General features: G+C 36.4%; 16 protein-coding genes. 6 read left to right on the forward strand and 10 right to left on the reverse strand.

Features of this window, described 5'->3' with window-relative positions; all coding sequences use genetic code 11:
- Positions 1 to 17: 17 nt before the first annotated feature.
- Positions 18 to 3740, reverse strand: a complete 3723-nt coding sequence (purL, locus tag VBZ51_RS09670) for a phosphoribosylformylglycinamidine synthase (RefSeq protein WP_416576795.1) — start codon at positions 3738 to 3740, stop codon at positions 18 to 20.
- Positions 3741 to 4013: 273 nt separating this feature from the next.
- Here purL and VBZ51_RS09675 point away from each other — a divergent pair, with 273 nt between their 5' ends.
- Positions 4014 to 4379, forward strand: coding sequence for a winged helix-turn-helix transcriptional regulator (locus VBZ51_RS09675; RefSeq protein WP_074674233.1), 366 nt, complete (start codon positions 4014 to 4016; stop codon positions 4377 to 4379).
- A 158-nt stretch (positions 4380 to 4537) separates the two neighbouring features.
- Positions 4538 to 6130 carry an amidohydrolase gene (locus tag VBZ51_RS09680; RefSeq protein ID WP_416576796.1) on the forward strand — a complete coding sequence of 531 codons (1593 nt, stop codon included), beginning with the start codon at positions 4538 to 4540 and terminating at the stop codon, positions 6128 to 6130.
- A gap of 67 nt (positions 6131 to 6197) precedes the next feature.
- Here the strand turns inward: VBZ51_RS09680 and VBZ51_RS09685 are convergent, their stop codons facing one another.
- On the reverse strand, positions 6198 to 7412 hold the full coding sequence (locus tag VBZ51_RS09685) for an RsmB/NOP family class I SAM-dependent RNA methyltransferase (protein ID WP_416576797.1): 1215 nt from the start codon (positions 7410 to 7412) through the stop codon (positions 6198 to 6200).
- 153 nt (positions 7413 to 7565) lie between these two features.
- Here VBZ51_RS09685 and VBZ51_RS09690 point away from each other — a divergent pair, with 153 nt between their 5' ends.
- The gene (locus VBZ51_RS09690) at positions 7566 to 8588 is read left to right on the forward strand and encodes a WD40/YVTN/BNR-like repeat-containing protein (RefSeq protein ID WP_416576798.1); all 1023 of its coding nucleotides are present in this window, start codon (positions 7566 to 7568) and stop codon (positions 8586 to 8588) included.
- Here the strand turns inward: VBZ51_RS09690 and VBZ51_RS09695 are convergent, their stop codons facing one another.
- The 7 genes from VBZ51_RS09695 to VBZ51_RS09725 form a co-directional block, all read right to left on the reverse strand.
- Positions 8589 to 9026 carry a hypothetical protein gene (locus VBZ51_RS09695; protein WP_058103065.1) on the reverse strand — a complete coding sequence of 146 codons (438 nt, stop codon included), beginning with the start codon at positions 9024 to 9026 and terminating at the stop codon, positions 8589 to 8591. It lies immediately after the preceding gene.
- On the reverse strand, positions 9019 to 9525 hold the full coding sequence (locus VBZ51_RS09700) for a hypothetical protein (RefSeq protein WP_416576799.1): 507 nt from the start codon (positions 9523 to 9525) through the stop codon (positions 9019 to 9021). Before VBZ51_RS09700 ends, VBZ51_RS09695 begins: the two co-directional genes overlap by 8 nt.
- 33 nt (positions 9526 to 9558) lie before the next feature.
- Positions 9559 to 10101, reverse strand: coding sequence for an RNA polymerase sigma factor (locus VBZ51_RS09705; protein WP_416576800.1), 543 nt, complete (start codon positions 10099 to 10101; stop codon positions 9559 to 9561).
- 99 nt (positions 10102 to 10200) lie between these two features.
- The gene (locus tag VBZ51_RS09710; RefSeq protein ID WP_348100404.1) at positions 10201 to 12027 is read right to left on the reverse strand and encodes an ABC transporter ATP-binding protein; all 1827 of its coding nucleotides are present in this window, start codon (positions 12025 to 12027) and stop codon (positions 10201 to 10203) included.
- Positions 12027 to 13736, reverse strand: coding sequence for a phospho-sugar mutase (locus tag VBZ51_RS09715; RefSeq protein ID WP_099193100.1), 1710 nt, complete (start codon positions 13734 to 13736; stop codon positions 12027 to 12029). Before VBZ51_RS09715 ends, VBZ51_RS09710 begins: the two co-directional genes overlap by 1 nt.
- A gap of 42 nt (positions 13737 to 13778) precedes the next feature.
- Complete coding sequence (locus VBZ51_RS09720) at positions 13779 to 14738, reverse strand: glycosyltransferase family 2 protein (RefSeq protein ID WP_416576801.1); 960 nt, start codon at positions 14736 to 14738, stop codon at positions 13779 to 13781.
- A 46-nt stretch (positions 14739 to 14784) separates the two neighbouring features.
- Entirely contained in the window at positions 14785 to 15306 is a 522-nt protein-coding gene (locus tag VBZ51_RS09725; protein ID WP_074674223.1) for a DUF4199 domain-containing protein, read from the reverse strand.
- A 181-nt stretch (positions 15307 to 15487) separates the two neighbouring features.
- On the opposite strand from VBZ51_RS09725, the gene VBZ51_RS09730 reads away from it, so the two are divergent.
- The 3 genes from VBZ51_RS09730 (at position 15488) to mtaB (ending at position 18483) form a co-directional block, all read left to right on the forward strand.
- Positions 15488 to 15748 (forward strand): type B 50S ribosomal protein L31, encoded by a 261-nt coding sequence (locus VBZ51_RS09730; protein ID WP_058103056.1) that lies wholly within the window; start codon positions 15488 to 15490, stop codon positions 15746 to 15748.
- 144 nt (positions 15749 to 15892) lie between these two features.
- A complete protein-coding gene (locus VBZ51_RS09735) occupies positions 15893 to 17068 on the forward strand; it encodes a GlmU family protein (RefSeq protein WP_416576802.1) in 1176 nt (391 codons plus the stop codon).
- An 86-nt stretch (positions 17069 to 17154) separates the two neighbouring features.
- Positions 17155 to 18483 (forward strand): tRNA (N(6)-L-threonylcarbamoyladenosine(37)-C(2))-methylthiotransferase MtaB, encoded by a 1329-nt coding sequence (gene mtaB, locus VBZ51_RS09740; protein WP_416576803.1) that lies wholly within the window; start codon positions 17155 to 17157, stop codon positions 18481 to 18483.
- Positions 18484 to 18520: 37 nt separating this feature from the next.
- Here the strand turns inward: mtaB and VBZ51_RS09745 are convergent, their stop codons facing one another.
- Entirely contained in the window at positions 18521 to 18817 is a 297-nt protein-coding gene (locus VBZ51_RS09745; RefSeq protein ID WP_058103053.1) for a GNAT family N-acetyltransferase, read from the reverse strand.
- Between the last annotated feature and the right edge of the window lie 51 nt (positions 18818 to 18868).

Genomic DNA, 18868 nt, shown 5'->3' on the forward strand with positions numbered 1-18868 from the left:
GTTTTAAAAGGGTATAATTATTTCTGATTTATGATCCATTCCTTGGCATTTACAAAAGCACTGACCCAGGGTGAAACTTCATCATTTCTGTCTGCAGGGTAATGTGCCCAGTTCCAAGGGAAAATAGAACGTTCTATATGTGGCATGGTTACAAGGTGTCTACCGGTTTTGTCACAAAGCATTGCTGTGTTAAAATCACTACCATTAGGGTTTGCCGGGTAACCTTCATAACCGTATTTAGCAACGATATCATAATTGTCCTCAGAGAGTGGTAAAGAGAATTTACCTTCGCCATGAGAGATCCATACCCCAAGTTTACTGCCTTCTAATGATGAAAGCATAACGGAGTTGTTCTTTTGTATTTCTACTGATGTAAAGTTGCTCTCATGTTTGTGAGAATCATTGTACGTCATTTTGCCATGTGTTTCATGCTCCGGATTAATTAGATCCAATTCCATGAACAATTGACATCCATTACAAATTCCAACGGATAAGGTGTCAGGTCTAGCAAAGAAGTTCTTTATAACCGTATTTGCCTTTTCGTTGTATTTAATGGCGCCTGCCCATCCTTTTGCGCTACCTAAAACGTCTGAGTTAGAGAAACCGCCAACGGCTCCTAAGAACTGAATATCCTCTAGATTTTCACGACCAGAGATAAGGTCGGTCATGTGAACATCTTTAACTTCAAAGCCAGCTAAATACATGGCGTTTGCCATTTCACGTTCAGAGTTACTTCCCTTTTCACGCAGAATAGCTGCTTTTGGTCTACTTTCGCCAGTGTTAAGTGCACGGCTAGGAAGGGTTAATGGAGTTGAAGTCGGAAAAGTATATTGTAACGGTTGTACTTTATAATTTTCAAATCTATCTTTTGCCAAGCCGTTAGCGGTTTGCTGATTGTCCAATAGATAAGATGTTTTAAACCATGTATCGCGTAGGGTCTCAATGTTAAGTCCCATTTCCATACTGTTATTTTTAATGGTAAGGGTGGCTTCATTTGAAACGGTTCCTAGTTTAACAGCATCTATCGCATTCGATTCAAAAACAGATTCAATGCTATCATCTTTTGCTTGTAACACAATACCTGCATTTTCTGAGAACAATACTTTTATAGTATCGGTCTCACCTAAAGCAGTAAGGTCAAGGTTTGCTCCTAAATTGGTATTTGCAAAGCACAGTTCAAGTAAGGTGGTAATCAATCCGCCAGAAGCAACATCATGTCCTGCAACAATTTTATCATCTTTAATTAAAGATTGAACCGTGTTGAATACAGTTTTAAAGTAAGCGGAGTCTGTAATTGTAGGCGTTTCGTTACCAATACTATTTCGGGTTTGTGAGAATGAAGATCCACCTAATTTAAAAGCATCTTTGGAAAGGTTGATGTAGTAGATAGATCCAGCATCTTTTTGTAATACCGGTTCTATTACTTTGGTAATATCATTACAATTTCCGGCAGCGGAAATGACAACGGTACCAGGGGAAATGACATCACCATCCTTATATTTTTGTTTCATGGACAGCGAATCCTTTCCGGTAGGTACATTAATACCTAGTTCAATAGCGAAATCAGAAACCGCTTGTACCGCTTTATATAAACGGGCATCTTCCCCTTCATTTTTACATGGCCACATCCAATTGGCAGATAAAGAAACAGAAGCCAATCCGTCTTTTAAAGGTGCCCAAATAAGATTGGTCAAAGATTCCGCAATACTATTTTTACTACCCGCAGACGGGTCTATCAGTGCAGAAATGGGGGAGTGGCCAATACTAGTTGCTATTCCTTCTTTGCCTTTAAAATCCAAAGCCATTACACCACAATTGTTCAAGGGTAATTGTAATGGACCTACACATTGCTGTTTTGCCACACGGCCACCTACACAACGGTCAACCTTGTTCGTTAGCCAATCTTTGCTGGCAACGGCTTCTAGTTGGAGAACGGCGTCAAGGTAATCATGAAAAAACTCTAATGAATAATTGGCATTGGCATAATTACGTTCAACCGTATGATCTGTCATTACGGTTTTAGGGGAGCTACCGAACATATCCGATAATTCCAAATCCATAGGCTTGGCACCATTGGTGTTCGACTCAAAAGTAAAACGGTCATCACCGGTTACATCACCTACTTCATACATTGGTGAGCGCTCGCGATCCGCAATACGTTTTAGTAGGTCGATATCTTTTTTACAGATGACAAGACCCATACGTTCTTGAGATTCGTTACCAATAATTTCTTTGGCAGATAGGGTAGGATCGCCCACTGGTAATTTATCCAAATCTATTTTTCCACCTGTTTCCTCAACAAGTTCAGAAAGACAGTTAAGGTGGCCACCAGCTCCGTGATCATGAATGGAGACAATGGTATTTTCATCACTTTCTACCATGCCACGAATAGCGTTTGCAGCTCTTTTTTGCATTTCTGGGTTAGAACGTTGAACGGCGTTCAATTCTATGGCAGAACTAAATTCTCCCGTATCTGCACTAGATACTGCAGCACCGCCCATACCAATACGGTAGTTGTCACCACCTAGAATTACAATTTTATTACCGGTTTCAGGCTCAGCTTTAATAGCTTGTTCCACTTTGCCATAACCAATACCACCGGCTTGCATTATTACTTTATCAAAGCCTAATCTTCGTTTACTTGTTGAAGCTGATGTGTTGTTTTCTTCGGATGAATCAAAAGGAGTGGAATTTTCATCATACTCAAAAGTGAGCACCGAACCGGAAATTAATGGCTGACCAAATTTATTTCCAAAATCGGATGCACCGTTAGAGGCTTTTATTAATATGTCCATTGGGGTTTGGTACAGCCAATCTCTTTCTGTCATGCCTTGCTCCCAAGTACGATTTTTTTCCAGTCGGCTATATGCGGTCATGTACACTGCAGTACCAGCTAATGGCAATGAACCTTTACCACCGGCCAATCTATCCCTAATTTCGCCACCGGCACCCGTAGCGGCACCATTAAATGGCTCTACCGTAGTAGGGAAGTTATGTGTTTCCGCTTTCAGGGAAATAACGGAGTCGAATTCTTTTTCTTGGTAAAAATCGGGTTTATCTGCACTTTTAGGGGCAAATTGTACCACTTTAGGTCCCTTAACGAATGCCACGTTGTCCTTGTATGCCGAAACGATATCGTTAGGAAATTCCTGTGATGTCTTCTTAATTAATTTGAATAAAGAAGTAGGCATCTCTTGACCATCAATAACGAAAGTACCGTTGAAAATTTTGTGTCTACAGTGTTCAGAGTTCACTTGGCTAAAACCGAATACTTCAGAATCGGTTAATTTTCTACCTAGTTTTTTACTAAGATTGTCTAAGTAAGCAACTTCTTCATCATTAAGAGCCAATCCTTCCTGTTGGTTAAAGGCGCTAATGTCCTCTATGTTCAATATAGGTTTTGGCTCAACATTTATAGTAAAGATTTCTTGGTCAAGTACCTTATATTTTTGAGAAATCATAGGGTCAAATGCTGTAAAGTCTTCCTTTACACTATTGAATTCCTCAATGCGGATAATACCACTAATACCCATATTTTGGGTAATTTCAGTAGCATTGGTACTCCAAGGAGTAATCATAGCGGCTCTAGGACCAACAAAAAAGGCGTCTAGAGACGCCGCATTTATTTTAGGTTGGTTGCCAAACAACCATATCAATTTATTTGTTTCTTCTGATGAAAGCTCCTTAGCGGTCTGTACCGCAAAAACCTTGTTCGTAGGTTCCCCAAAAAAGTGAATCATTTTCGTGTGTCTGGTATTGATTTTTAAAGTACAAAATTAAGGTTTTACCCGCTACTATTTACGGGAATTTAAAACACTTTTAAACACTGATTGTTAATGAAAATAATGAGATATTGTTTTATCTTTATCCATCAAAATAAAACACCTATTCAAGTATTACTTTTAAGTCTAAAATTTAGATTAACGTTTTTAAATATATTTAAGTTTGATTTTTAGACTCATGTAGAATATTCTGATTTAGAGTTGTATTAAGTAGAAGTTATAGTAAAAAGCATGGCAAAAGAAAATATAGAAACGAAGGCTCTTGAATATTGTATGGATATGTTAGGTGGAAAATGGAAGCCTATTATTCTTTATCATGTTTCTAAAGGAACCAATCGTTTTAATAAACTTTTTAATGAAATTGAGGGTATAAATAGACAAATGCTAAGTAAGCAATTAAAATCATTGGAAAGGTCTGGTATTCTTGATCGTACGCTGTACGGAGAAATTCCTCCTCGTGTAGAGTATACATTAACGCCTTTGGGAAAATCACTTTTGCCTGTAGTTCAAGCAATGACCAAATGGGGGCAAAAACAAACAAAAGAGAAAGTTGAGGTGGTTGAAGTACCACAAAATCAACAACTACCCCTTTTTTAGCCAATTTTACACTACTTTCTGATAACATCATTTCAATTGGGGTAAAATTCCTATTTCTTCAAAATAAGGTAAATAAGTTTTCAATTAGATAAAAATAAAGGCAAGTGCATTTTGTGCCAATGAATTTGTGTACCTTTTAGTAACTAATTCAAACTAAAATGAAACAAAAAACTACCTTATGTACATTTATGTGCTGTTTGTTGACCCTAATGGGGACATATGCGCAAAAGAAAAGATCTAATAAACAGATTGAAAAGTTAAAATCTGAAGCCGCAGTCTTAGTGGAGGAGAACAAAAAATTATCGCAAGTTATGGTCGATAAAATTTTTAGTTTTTCTGAGCTCGGGTTTCAAGAAGTTGAATCTTCTAAATATTTAACGGGAATACTCGCTGAGAATGGATTTGAAATTGAGCATTCCATTTCAGGTATACCTACGGCTTGGTTTGCAACGTGGAGCAATGGAGACGGACCCGTAATTGCTTTAGGCAGTGATGTAGATTGTATACCAAAAGCGTCTCAATATCCTGGTGTGGCATATCATAAACCTATAGTAGAAGGAGCTCCTGGGCATGGGGAAGGTCACAATTCTGGAATACCCATGAATATTTCATCTGCCCTGGCTGTCAAGAAAATTATGGAGCGTGAAAATATTGGTGGAACATTATTGGTATGGCCGGGAATTGCAGAGGAATTGGTCGCCGCTAAAGCATGGTACGTAAGAGACGGTCTTTTTGATAATATTGATATGTGCATTTTTACCCATGTGGGTAACAATCTAGGAGTTTCTTACGGTCCTACTAGAGGTACAGGTTTAATTTCTGTTGAATATAGTTTTGATGGGGAAGCAGCACATTCAGCCGGTTCACCATGGAGAGGGAAAAGTGCTTTAGATGCTGCGGAGCTTATGAACATTGCCTGGAATTATAAGAGAGAGCATTTGCATCCGCTAAAACGTTCTCACTCTATATTTACAGATTCGGGAGATCAGCCAAACGTTGTACCATCAAAAGCTTCTATATGGTTTTATTTTAGGGATATTAAGTATGAAGGAATCATGGAAATGTATGCTATGGCTAATGATATGGCCAAGGGTGCGGCGTTGATGACAGGTACGACCATGACGTCTAAAATTTTGGGTACGGCATGGCCAAGGCATTATAATAAGGTGATTGCCGAAACCATGTATGATAATATAAAAGAAGTTGGTCTGCCGCAATGGTCTGCCGCTGACCAAAAATTGGCTAAAGCGGTGCAGACAGAAGTGAACTCTGAAAAAATAGAGGGATTGCCCACTAAATTGGATGATTTAGGTTTGCCGGTTGTAGATCCAATAAGCGGAGGTTCTGATGATATTGGGGATATCTCATGGAAAGTACCAACGGTAACTTTAAGGTATCCTTCAAATATACCCGGATTGCAGGGGCATCATTGGAGTAATGCTATTGCCATGGCTACGCCAATTGCACATAAGGGAGTGGTTGCTGGAGCCAAGGTAGAGGCTATGACCATTATCGACTTTTTACTGAAGCCGGAACTTATGAAAGGCGCATGGGATTATTTTAATAATGAACAGCAAAAAGAAACCAAATATCAGCCGATGATATCAGAAAGTGATATGCCGCCTATTTACTTAAATAAAGACAAGCAAGATCAATTTAGACCGGCTTTGGAAAAATACTATTACGACGAGACCAAATACGATACATATTTAGAACAGTTAGGAGTTGAATACCCAACGTTAAAGGAATAGGTTGTCAAATGTCTATTTTAAAAAAAGGCTTTCTGTTTTTAAACAGAAAGCCTTTTTAATAATTGATTTATATGCTTTTCTTCAATAAAGCCATGTAAAAACCGTCATAGCCACTTTTAGAGGCATAGATTTTCTTGTCCTTTACCAAAGTAAAATCTTTCCCTTCTTCAGACTTTAAGAAAGACTGGACTTGGTGACTGTTTTCTTGCGGTAAAATAGAGCAAGTTGCATACACCATTTTACCACCGGGTTTTACAATTTTACTGTAGTTTCTAATAATTTCGTGTTGAGTTTTAACAATCTTGTCTAAAAACTCTGGTTGCATTTTCCATTTTGAATCTGGGTTTCTTCTAAGTACTCCCAATCCTGTACAAGGTGCATCGATCAAAACCCTATCTGCACTTCCGTAAAGTTTCTTGTAAACCTTTGTAGAATCTATTTCACGTACTTCAATATTGTGCGCACCGTTTCTTCTTGCTCTTCTTTTAAGTTCTTTCAATTTACTTCCGTAAATATCCATAGATATTAACTGCCCTTTGTTTTCCATTAAAGCAGCTAAGTGTAATGATTTTCCACCTGCACCCGCACAAGTATCTACCACGCGTTGTCCTGGTTCAATATCTAAAAAGTCAGATACCAGTTGAGAAGATGCGTCTTGTACTTCGAACATTCCGTTCTTAAAAGCTTGGGTCACAAAAACATTAGCTCTTTCTACTAATTTTAGCGCAGAAGGGTAGCCTCTTATTGGTTCTGCTACTATATTTTCATCTAATAACGCCTTTCGTAAAGTCTCTTTGTCAGTTTTCAGCGTATTGGTGCGTAAAATTACTTCTGCCGGCTCGTTTAGTTTAGCAAGTTCTTCTGTCCATAATTTATCACCAAGAGCTTTTTCTCCAAGGTCGTCGATCCAATCTGGAACAGCCTCTCTAAATTTTCTTATTTGAGAAAGTTCATCGAATTTTCCTTTGATCCTTCTTTCTGGTGTAGGTTCTATCTGTTTCCAATCTGGCAACTTTAAACCTTTTAATACGGCCCAAACTGCCCACATGCGAAATAGGTCTGGTCTGCTGAAAGGTGCTTTAACTTCCGCTATTTCAGTATAAAGTCGTTTGTAACGAACCATTTCATAAGTTGTTTCAGCAATAAAACCACGGTCACGAGAACCCCAGCGTTTATCAAACTTTAGTACTTTTTGAACAACCTTGTCGGCATATTCGTTTTCGTTAAATATTAGGTTTAAGGCGTCTATTACGGCAAACACCAAATTTCTGTGTAATTTCATTAGAAGTGTTATTGTTACAAGTCAGAAGATTTGAAGCCGTTAATGAATTCAATGTTATTATATAGGCTTTTGTCCTCCAAAAAATTATGGCTGCAAAGGTATTGTTTTAGAAGCGATTCCATTTATTTTTGATAAACTTTATACCCTATTTACATGCGTTATGTCATTCTTCTGGTAATTTTAATGGTTTCATGTTCAGAAAGTGTGGATCATGAGCCTTTTAATTCAGTTAAAATTGAGACTATTTATTCAGATTCTATAAGTATCAGGGCAATTGAGCTTATGGGGGATAATGTGGCTTTTGCTGCTAATAAGGGCACCTTTGGTACAGTAGATTTAATCTCTGGTAAAATCAGGGCAAACGTTCAAAAATATCATACGGGAATACCTGCTTTTAGGTCTGTGGCCCATACGTCAACAGATTTTTTCATGTTGTCAATTGAATCTCCTGCCTTACTTTATAAAACAGGTGATAACGGACGAATGGAAATAGTTTATAAAGAGGAAGGTGAGGGTGTTTTTTATGATGCCATGACTTTTTTAAATGATATGGACGGTATTGCAATAGGGGATACAGTTGGTGATTGCTTAAGTGTTATTGTAACTAAAGATGGTGGTAATACCTGGACTAAAGTTCCTTGCAGTCAATTGCCAGAAGGAATTATTGGTGAGGGTGCCTTTGCGGCAAGCAATACCAATATTAAATCAATTGGAGATAAGGTTTGGATGGCGACGACAACTGGTAGGGTTCTATTTTCTTCGGATAAAGGAAAATCTTGGGAAGTTTATCAGACACCCATACAACATACAGAACCAACACACGGTATATATTCTATAGATTTTTATGATGAAAATTTAGGAATAGCCTTTGGGGGTGATTACACCAAGCCAGATAATTCAACTGCGAACAAAGCAATCACCAAAGATGGGGGCAAAACTTGGAAATTACTGGCAGATGGTAAACAGCCGGGATACAAAAGTTGTGTGCAGTTTGTTCCAGGAAGTGAAGGTGAAGAAATCGTTACCGTAGGTTTTACGGGCATATCTTACTCTTCTGATATGGGAGAAAGTTGGAAAAAATTATCCAATGAATCTTTCTATACCGTGCGCTTTCAAAACGATTCGGTTGCTTATGCAGCAGGTAAAAATCGCATAGCAAAACTAGTGTTCAAGTAGTTATCTGCCTCCTTTGTTTTGACGATACTGCTTCATTAATTGACGTTTGAATTCTTCTTCTGATCGTAGTAATAACAGTGTTTTTTTTGCCGTAATTACCTTACTGACATCTTTTAAGAATTTAGTGTCTAATGCTTCCTCTTCTTCTTCAATTTTAATGTGAAGTGCTAAAAGACTTTCCGCCTCTTTTTCGGTAAGCGCATCGGCATCCTTTATTTTACCTCTTATTTGGTCGTGATTCTTTTTCCTTAAGGCATTTCTTTTCTCTTGGTACTCGTTGTAAACGGGCCAGAAATCTTGTGCTTCCTTACTGCTTAATGAGAGTTTTTCGGTAATAAAGGCAACTTTAAGCGTGTTTATTTTTTCCCAATTTTGGTTTCTTTGTCCAAAAGAAAGCGTGGTGATAAACAGAAATATAATAAGTACAAGTCTATTCATTTTCGTAAAAATTTAATTCGTCAAAATCACTTACATTTTCATTTAAGTAATCTAGAAGGTTATCGCTCTCAATAGGAGAGCTTAAAAAATCTGAAAACTCGGTATCGGTTACCGGTAGTACTTCAGCTATCTCATAAGGAGATAATTCAAAATCATTATTTTCAAAATAGGCTTCAATATCGGTATTTGCCAAATCATTGAAACTTAGTTCTTGGCTACTGTCCCAATTGTATCCTAAAGCTATAATGGCAATTGCGGCTATAGATGCTGCTATGGCAAAAATTTTCCTGTATGAGAAAAGAGGAATCACCTTCGTCTCTGTCTCAAGCTTGTTTTGTAGCCTGTCATTGAACGTTTCAAAATAATTATCGGGCACCTTGAATGCACTTTCTTCTGGAAAAGTACTTTCTGGTTGAGACAATTTATCCATCAATCTTTCTTCAAAGCTATTAAAGTAGCCTTTGGGAGTTTTAAACGGAATGTTATTTTTTTTGTTCATGATATACGTTTGACAATCAATTGTATAAAAGGTTTAATCTTCTTTTAAATACTGTTCTATTTTTTTTACTGCTAGGTGATACGATGCTTTTAATCCGCCCACGGAGGTATCTAAAATTTCTGAAATTTCTTCATATTTCAATTCTTGAAAATATTTCATATTGAACACCAATTTTTGCTTTTCAGGGAGCGTGGCTATCGCTTTTTGTAGTTGAAGTTGTATTTCATCTCCTTCAAAATAAACGTCTGCTTCCAAATTTTCAACCAATCTATCTTGGTAGTCGGTGTCCGATACGCCCTGTAACTTTGCTTTTTGTTTTATAAAATTTAAAGCTTCATTGGTGGCAATACGGTACATCCAAGAGAATAGTTTGCTATCTCCGTTAAATCCGTCTATATTTTTATAGACTTTAATAAAGGTGTTTTGTAGCACATCATCAGCATCATCATGATTTAAAACAATACTACGTATTTGCCAGTACAAGCGTTCTTTATAGGTATTTACCAATACCTCAAAAGCCTGAGCTTGTCTGCTCTTTGTTTTTAAGTCGATAACTAATGTTTCCTCTTCGATCACCAAAAATTGAGGTTTGTTTATTATTAGACCTTGAAGTTGATAAAAGGTTTAATGTAATTCTTTTTTTTACCTAATTTAAGGTAAAACACGTAAGTGTGATTAAGCCAACGATTGCATCTCAACCAGCTTTTTATAAGTGCCGTTTAATTCTAAAAGTTCAGCATGTGTACCTTGTTCAACTATTTCGCCTTTTTGCAATACTACGATCGTATCAGCATTCTGAATGGTTGACAGCCTATGTGCTATGACGATAGAAGTTCTGTTCTTCATCATTTTTTCAAGCGCATCTTGCACCAAACGTTCGCTTTCAGTATCTAGGGCAGAGGTAGCTTCATCCAATATCATAATTGGAGGATTCTTTAGAACCGCTCTAGAAATGGACAAACGTTGTTTCTGACCACCACTTAATTTATTGCCGCTGTCCCCAATGTTAGTGTCGTAACCTTTTGGGAGATCCATTATAAAATCATGTGCATTGGCAATTTTTGCGGCAGCTATAATTTCTTCGTCAGTGGCATTTTCCTTACCTAGGCCGATATTGTTCTTAACCGTATCATTAAATAGGATAGAGTCTTGTGTAACCAGACCCAATAGACCTCGGAGCGATTTTTTACTTAGATTTTTTATGTTGTTTCCGTCAATGCTGATTTCGCCTTCATTGACATCGTAAAATCTAGTGACAAGATTCGCGATAGTACTTTTTCCACTACCGGATTGCCCCACAAGGGCTACTGTTTTTCCTTTTTCAACGGTTAGGTTGAAGTTTTTTAGCACATATTCATCTTCATATTTAAAGGAAATATTATCAATCTTCACAGCCTTTGTGAAAGTGTCCTGTTGAATAGGGTTGTCTATTTCGGAAATAGGGTTTTCCGTTTCTAAGACTTCTAAAACACGTTCTGCGGCAGCATTTCCTTTTTTAACTCCGTAAGATGCTTTACTTATTGCTTTCGCGGGCGTTAAAATTTGGTAAGACAAAGCCATGTAGGTAATAAAAAGTTCTGCTTCAAGTGTTTTTTCAACAAGAACCATTTGTCCACCGTACCATAGAATTACACCAATGGCTGCAATTCCGAAAAATTCACTTGTTGGGGAAGCCAAGTTTTGTCTGTTTAGCAAACTGTTCGAAAAATTAAAAAATCTTTTCGTAGAAGATTGAAATTTTCTGGCGAATACAGATTCTGCATTAAATGCTTTTATAACTCTAAGTCCCCCCAAAGTTTCCTCTAAAATGGATAAGAAGTAACCTTGCTCTTGTTGAACTTTGTCCGATTTACGTTTTAACGATTTACCGATCAAGGAAATTAAGAATCCTGAAAGTGGAAGAAACAGAAAAACGAACAACGTCAGTTTCGGACTAATGGTGAGCATTGCTATAATCGTAAAAATTATAGTTAAGGGCTCTCTAACGATTAGCTCCAATATAGATAGAAACGAATGTTGAATTTCTAGTACATCTGAAGTTATACGGGCAATAGTATCACCTTTTCGTTTTTCAGAATAATACGAAATAGGTAATTCTACAGTTTTATCATATAGTTCATTACGTAAATCTTTAAGGACACCGTTACGTAGAAACGTAATAAAATACATTGCTAAATAATTGAAAAGATTTTTTAGGAGAAACATGGTAATAATCAGCCCAACCATGTACATTAGAACTTCGCCTGAATCTGTTTGTTGGCTTTGTTTTGTTATGTAAAAGTTTAGAGAATCTGTTACGTAATCTTTTAGATCGGTTATACCGCTCCATTTTGGTTTGGTATATATTTTTTCCGTTTGGTTAAAAAGCACGTTCAACATTGGAAATAATGATATCATTGCCAATGTTGAAAATAGTGCGTAAAAGATGTTAGATATAATGTTTAGAATTGCATATATCTTGTAAGGCTTCGCAAAGCGAAGAATCTTTTTGAAATAGTTCATTAAGCTAAATTAAGCTCAGCAAGAATGCTTTTGACTTTATTGTCAAGTTCTGCCGCCACTTTTTTATAATCTTCGGTTTTTTCCAATTTTGTATTGGTACTAATGTAGAATTTCACTTTTGGCTCCGTTCCACTTGGTCTAGCGGCAATTCTAGTGCCATCTTCGGTTTCGTAGATTAAAACGTTGGATTTCGGAATATCAATAGTTTTTTCCTCACCTGTCAGTACATTTTTGGCAGTAGAAGTATTGTAATCTTCAATCCACTTTACTTTAGATCCAGCAACTGATTCTACTGGGTTCTCTTTAAAATCTTTAAGCATTTGCTTAATTTCTTCTGCACCACTAATACCTTTTTTGGTAATCGAAACTAAGTGCTCCTTATAGAAACCATAATCAACATAACATTGAATTAGGTCTTTATAGAAAGAACTGCCATTAGCTTTTGCTTGACTGGCAATTTCGCAAGCCAATAGGGTAGAGGTAACCGCATCTTTATCGCGAACAAAATCACCTACCATGTAACCAAAGCTTTCTTCGCCACCACCAATAAAGTCAGATTCAGGGAAGTCCTTGATCATTTTACCGATCCATTTAAATCCGGTCAAAGAAGTTTTGAATTCTACACCGTACGCTTTTGCCATGGCTTCCATCATTGGTGTGGAAACTATAGTTGTGGCAATAAATTCATTTCCTTTGAATCCTTTTTCCTTTCTCTTCTCCAAAAGAAATTTTGTCATAAGTACCATTGCCTGGTTTCCGTTAACAATTTCCATTTCACCGTCAAGGTTTCGTACGGCAATACCTAAACGGTCGCTATCAGGATCTGTACCTACAACCATGTCTGCACCAATTTCTTCAGCCTTTTTTACAGCCATTGAAAGTGCTTCTGATTCTTCTGGATTAGGAGATTTAACCGTTGGAAAGTTTCCGTCTGGTTTCGCTTGTTCATCAATGATGGTTACATTTTCATACCCACCTCTTTTCAGAACTTCTGGTATGGCAGTAATTGATGTACCGTGTAACGACGTGAATACAATTTTAAAATTTTCTTTCCCTGCAGCGTTAAAATTACCTGCAGCAACAGATTGAGAAATAAAAGCCTCATCAACTTCCTTATCTATTACCTCAATAAGGCTGTCATTAGGGGTGAATTTAATATCCTCAAAACCAAGCGAGTTTATTTCAGAAATAATTTCCCCATCTTGTGGTGGAACAATTTGTCCGCCATCGGTCCAATACACTTTATATCCGTTATATTCTGGTGGATTGTGAGATGCAGTCAAAACAATACCTGCATGACAATTTAGATGCCTAACGGCAAATGAAAGTTCTGGTGTGGTACGTAATTCTGAGAAAAGAAAAACTTTTATACCATTTGCAGAAAATACTTCGGCAACCGTTCTTGCCAGCGTATCGCTATTATTACGGCAATCAAAAGCAATGACTACTTTGATTTCTTCGCCTTTGTATACTTTGTTTAAATAGTTGCTAAGACCTTGCGTGCTCTTACCTAAAGTGTATTTGTTGATTCTGTTGGTGCCAACACCCATAACGCCTCTCATTCCACCGGTTCCAAATTCCATATTTTTATAGAAACGGTCGTTCAATTCTTCCTTGTCGTTGGCAATTAGGTGCTCAATTTCTTTTTTTACGGCTGGATCAAAAAAGTCGGTTAGCCAGGTTTTTGCGGTATCTAGGATGTTATCCATAGGTTTATAGTTTTATGTGCATTTAAGTTAATGAGAATTTTATTATTCTAAAAGAGTCGTATTCAATTCTTTGGAAATAATATATCTCTTTTCTTCTTTTTTAGAACGTATTAATATTTCTCCAATAAAACCGGCCAGGAATAATTGGGTTCCAATGACCATGGCTATAAGGGAAATATAGAATTGTGGTCGGTCTGTAATTAACCTGCTGAATTTATTTATAAATAGCTTGTCAATACCTAAATATATTGCAAATCCAAACCCAATTAAAAACATTAAAACGCCCAATGCTCCAAAAAGGTGCATGGGTCTTTTACCAAATCTAGAAACGAACCAAATGGTCAATAAATCTAGAAATCCATTTATGAAACGTTCCATTCCAAATTTTGTTTTACCGTATTTACGTGCTTGGTGTTTTACAACTTTTTCTCCGATTTTTGAAAAGCCTGCATTTTTTGCCAATACCGGTATGTACCTATGCATTTCACCAGATACTTCAATATTCTTTACCACATCTTTAGCATAGGCTTTAAGTCCGCAATTAAAATCATGTAGGCGCACTCCAGAAGTGCGTCTTGCGGCCCAGTTAAATAGTTTTGAAGGAGTGTTTTTAAAAATGATTGAATCGTAACGTTTCTTTTTCCAGCCAGATACCAATTCGTAACCTTCATGGGTTATCATATGATATAACTCGGGAATTTCTTCAGGGTTATCTTGTAAATCGGCATCCATGGTAATGATGACATCGCCACTTACGGCTTTAAAACCGGCATGTAATGCTTGGGATTTTCCAAAATTGCGTAAAAAGTGAATTCCTTTTACAGAAGGGTTTTGCTGTGATAATTCTGTAATGATCTTCCAAGAATTATCCGTACTGCCATCATCTACAAAAAGTATTTCGTAAGAAAAATGATTGGATTGCATTACAGATACAATCCAATCATGAAGTTCTTTAAGTGATTCTTCTTCGTTAAGTAACGGAATTACTATTGATAATTGCATGCGCGACTTCTGGTATTCTCACCAAAAATACTACAATTACTTAGTATTAATAAGCTGCATCTTCTTTTTTCAGAATTAATCCGGTGATTAATCCTACTATAGTAGCGAAAATTGCAGATATAAGCATAAAAACACACATTAATACCCAAAAGAAATCTTGTTGTATTTTCATACCCTGATCAAATTGTTCAGGAGTCATTTTAGGATTTTCGGCTAATGTTTTAACTTTTGCAATTTCGGCGCTTTTAGCCATGAAGTCTGGTTCTATCACATTTGAGAAGAGAAGAAACCAAATTATACCTATTATAAAGCTTATAACAGCTACTCCAGGAGCGATTTTGACCGCTTCTATAACCTTAAGTAATCCAGAATTAGATTTTTTAAATTGGATTATAGCAAGAACAACAAATGTGGCTAGAATAAGAAATTGTATTACTTGAATTGCAAACCCTTGTTCATATTGCATGTCCATTAAATAAAGTAATACGGAAAAGACTATTCCAGTAATTCCTGAAAGCCCTCCAAAAATAAGTGCAAGTTTTCCTGTTTTGGGTTGATTTTCTTCCATTGTATAAAGAGATTATAGGTTGTTTTATCTATTAGTATAGTGGTCCTCAATTTTGTTACAAATGTGATGAAATATTATTTTTGATTTTTTTACGATTTGTAATTGCTCATTTATAGATTTTCACTATTTTTGCAGCCTTAAAATGAGTGCCCGTCGGAATGGGTGCGTTAAAGTTTTTAAAATGAAAAAAGATATACACCCAGAAAATTATAGAATCGTGGCCTTTAAGGACATGTCTAACGAAGAGGTATTTTTAACAAAATCTACAGCGGATACTAAAGAGACTTTAGAGGTTGATGGTGTTGAGTATCCATTGGTAAAATTGGAAATCTCAAGAACTTCTCACCCTTTTTACACTGGTAAAGCCAAATTATTGGATACTGCTGGTCGTATTGATAAGTTCAAGAACAAGTACAAGAAATTCTCGAAAGAAGAGAAATAATCTTTTTCTTTCTTTTATAAATATAGCGCCTTCGAATTTTTTTCGAGGGCGTTTCTTTTTCTTTTAACTTTTAAATAATGGAAGTCATCCATTATTTAAAAATGCTCAAGGGATAATTGTTAATTTTGAAAAAAATCATCTAGCATGAACTTTATTCTTTTTGATGGTCCGCGTAGAGATCATTTATTACCATTTACTTTTACCCGTCCGGTATCGGAAATTCGAGTTGGTATTTTGACTTTACGAGAAAGGTGGGAGGTTTATTTGAAAGTGGCTGTTTCTTCTCTTACGGAAGATTATTTAAGTATTAAATATCCTGTTAATATTGAAAGTGAAAATATATTTATAGATGCATCGGTTTTGCCTACTACAGATTTGGTAAATGCCTTAAATGTATTGGAAGATGGGCAAGTCTTGAAATCCAAAAATTTAACGATTGCTTATTGTAGTAGTCATGTCAAGCGGGCGGAAGAGTTGGCTTCATTTTCTATTGTAGAATTTAATAATGATTTAGTCCAGATCAATAATACTTGGGATATTTTTGATAAGAATGCGGACATTTTGCAAACGGACTTTGATTTTATTACAAAAGGAAGAAAGAGTCAGCCTATTTCAGAAACCAATCAATTAATACATCCTGAGCGTATATTTCTTGAAGAAGGGGCAAAAGTTGAATTCAGTATCCTAAATGCAACGGACGGACCTATTTACTTAGGTAAGAATGCTGAAATTTGGGAAGGAAGCCTTGTAAGAGGTGCTCTTGCACTTTGTAACAATGCAATAATAAAAATGGGAGGTAAGCTTTACGGGGCAACAACTATTGGTCCCTATAGTAAAGTCTGTGGTGAGGTTAGTAACTCTGTTATTTTTGGTTATTCCAGTAAAGGTCATGAAGGCTATTTGGGTAATGCGGTATTGGGAGAGTGGTGTAATATTGGTGCGGATTCCAATAACTCTAACCTTAAGAATAATTACGCAAAAGTGCGCTTGTGGGATTACGCTACAGAGCGTTTTGAGCAAACAGGTCTCCAGTTTTGCGGTTTAATGATGGGTGATCATAGTAAAACGGCCATTAATACCATGTTCAACACGGGAACTGTAATTGGGGTTAATTCCAATATTTATGTGCCAGGGTTTCCTAGAAACTTTGTTCCTAGTTTTAGTTGGGGCGGAGCTTCTGGTTTTACAGCTTATCAGCCTGCAAAAGCATTTGATGCTGCTAAGGTAATGATGGCTAGAAGAGGGGTGGAGTTCAATAAAATTGAAGCCGATATTCTTACCCATGTATTCGAGATAACTAAAAAATGGAGAAAGTATTAAGTCTTTAAATCTGAATATCAATTAGTTGTATTTTTTTAAACTAGTTGAAGTTTAAGTATTTTTGCATTCTCAAAAGAGAAGATTAGATGAAGAAAAAAGTGGCATTTTACACTTTAGGATGTAAGTTGAATTTTTCGGAAACCTCTACAATTGCCCGTAGTTTTGCAGATGAAGGATTTGAAAGGGTTGATTTTTCTGAAAAAGCAGATATGTATGTAATAAATACATGTTCTGTAACAGATAATGCAGATAAGAAATTTAAGACCATTGTTAAAAAAGCTCAGAAAATAAATGCAGATGCCTTTGTAGCTGCTGTTGGCTGTTATGCACAATTAAAGCCTGAAGAGCTGGCAGATGTTGATGGTGTTGATCTTGTGTTGGGTGCTACTGAAAAATTTAAGATTACCGACTATATAAACGATTTAACTAAAAATGACCATGGTCAAGTGCATTCTTGTGAAATTGCCGACGCCGACTTTTATGTAGGTAGCTATGCAATTGGTGACAGAACCAGAGCTTTTTTAAAGGTTCAAGATGGTTGTGATTATAAATGTACCTATTGTACAATTCCGCTTGCTCGAGGAATTTCTAGAAGTGATACCTTGGAAAATGTGCTGAAAAATGCTGCGGATATATCTGAACAAGGTATTAAGGAAATTGTATTGACAGGAGTAAATATTGGTGATTACGGTAAAGGTGAATTCGGTAATAAAAAGCACGAACACACTTTTTTAGATTTGGTAAAGGCGTTAGATGATGTAGATGGTATTCATAGGCTACGAATCTCTTCAATTGAGCCCAATCTTTTGAAAAACGAAACCATTGAGTTTGTTGCTCAAAGTAAAACTTTTGTACCTCATTTTCATATACCATTACAAAGCGGTAGCGATGATCTTTTGAAATTGATGAAGCGTAGGTATATGACCAATCTTTATAAGGAGCGCGTTGCAAAAATTAGGGAGGCAATTCCAAATTGCTGTATTGGTGTTGATGTTATTGTAGGTTTTCCGGGAGAGACCGAAGAACATTTTTTAGAGACCTATCATTTCTTAAATGATTTGGATATTTCATATTTACATGTTTTTACCTATTCAGAAAGAGATAATACGCCAGCTGCCACAATGAATGGGGTAGTGCCTAATAAAGTGCGTAATAAGCGAAGCAAAATGTTAAGAGGTTTGTCTGTAAAAAAAAGAAGGGCTTTTTATGAAAGTCAATTAGGCAATGATCTTACTGTTTTGTTTGAAGGCGAGAATAAAGAAGGTTATATTCATGGGTTCACGGAGAATTATGTTAAGGTGAAATCACCCTGGAATCCGGCGTTGGTTAATACCTTGCATAAAGTGAAGCTAACAGAAATAGACAATGATGGTTTGGTTAGGTTCAATTTTGTAAAAGAAGAAGTTGAAGCGTAAAAAAAAAGCCTTTCCGAAGAAAGGCTTTTAAATTTTGTTAGATGCGTATACCTATTGGTAGCATCTCTTTGTATTGTCTTCTATTTTTACGTAGAAATCCTGCAATATGAGGACTTGTTGGAACAACTCTAAGATTTCTTTCTTGAATAATACTTAGAACGGCTTTGATGAAGTTTTCCCTAAAACTTTCGTCTGTAATTTCTTCTGGAACTACCAATTTGGTAAGAAAGACTTTTCGTTCTTGAGAAGAATATTCTATTCTAGCAAGATGACCGTTTACCGTAGTTTCAAACTGGCGCAGAAAAGAATTGTCATTAATGATAACATCGTTCATATAGGTAATTTTAGTGTTGTTGTTAGACAAAAAAATTACGATGTTCTCAAA

It is taken from the genome of Maribacter sp. HS, from assembly GCF_048059195.1.
Lineage (GTDB): Bacteria > Bacteroidota > Bacteroidia > Flavobacteriales > Flavobacteriaceae > Maribacter > Maribacter dokdonensis.

What these genes read in the sequence shown, in the direction of transcription:
- purL (WP_416576795.1), bottom strand. Translation starts at nt 3,740, where the DNA reads ATGATTCACTTTTTTGGGGAACCTACGAACAAGGTTTTTGCGGTACAG.
- VBZ51_RS09675 (WP_074674233.1), top strand. Translation starts at nt 4,014, where the DNA reads ATGGCAAAAGAAAATATAGAAACGAAGGCTCTTGAATATTGTATGGAT.
- VBZ51_RS09680 (WP_416576796.1), top strand. Translation starts at nt 4,538, where the DNA reads ATGAAACAAAAAACTACCTTATGTACATTTATGTGCTGTTTGTTGACC.
- VBZ51_RS09685 (WP_416576797.1), bottom strand. Translation starts at nt 7,412, where the DNA reads ATGAAATTACACAGAAATTTGGTGTTTGCCGTAATAGACGCCTTAAAC.
- VBZ51_RS09690 (WP_416576798.1), top strand. Translation starts at nt 7,566, where the DNA reads ATGCGTTATGTCATTCTTCTGGTAATTTTAATGGTTTCATGTTCAGAA.
- VBZ51_RS09695 (WP_058103065.1), bottom strand. Translation starts at nt 9,026, where the DNA reads ATGAATAGACTTGTACTTATTATATTTCTGTTTATCACCACGCTTTCT.
- VBZ51_RS09700 (WP_416576799.1), bottom strand. Translation starts at nt 9,525, where the DNA reads ATGAACAAAAAAAATAACATTCCGTTTAAAACTCCCAAAGGCTACTTT.
- VBZ51_RS09710 (WP_348100404.1), bottom strand. Translation starts at nt 12,027, where the DNA reads ATGAACTATTTCAAAAAGATTCTTCGCTTTGCGAAGCCTTACAAGATA.
- VBZ51_RS09715 (WP_099193100.1), bottom strand. Translation starts at nt 13,736, where the DNA reads ATGGATAACATCCTAGATACCGCAAAAACCTGGCTAACCGACTTTTTT.
- VBZ51_RS09720 (WP_416576801.1), bottom strand. Translation starts at nt 14,738, where the DNA reads ATGCAATTATCAATAGTAATTCCGTTACTTAACGAAGAAGAATCACTT.
- VBZ51_RS09725 (WP_074674223.1), bottom strand. Translation starts at nt 15,306, where the DNA reads ATGGAAGAAAATCAACCCAAAACAGGAAAACTTGCACTTATTTTTGGA.
- VBZ51_RS09730 (WP_058103056.1), top strand. Translation starts at nt 15,488, where the DNA reads ATGAAAAAAGATATACACCCAGAAAATTATAGAATCGTGGCCTTTAAG.
- VBZ51_RS09735 (WP_416576802.1), top strand. Translation starts at nt 15,893, where the DNA reads ATGAACTTTATTCTTTTTGATGGTCCGCGTAGAGATCATTTATTACCA.
- mtaB (WP_416576803.1), top strand. Translation starts at nt 17,155, where the DNA reads ATGAAGAAAAAAGTGGCATTTTACACTTTAGGATGTAAGTTGAATTTT.
- VBZ51_RS09745 (WP_058103053.1), bottom strand. Translation starts at nt 18,817, where the DNA reads ATGAACGATGTTATCATTAATGACAATTCTTTTCTGCGCCAGTTTGAA.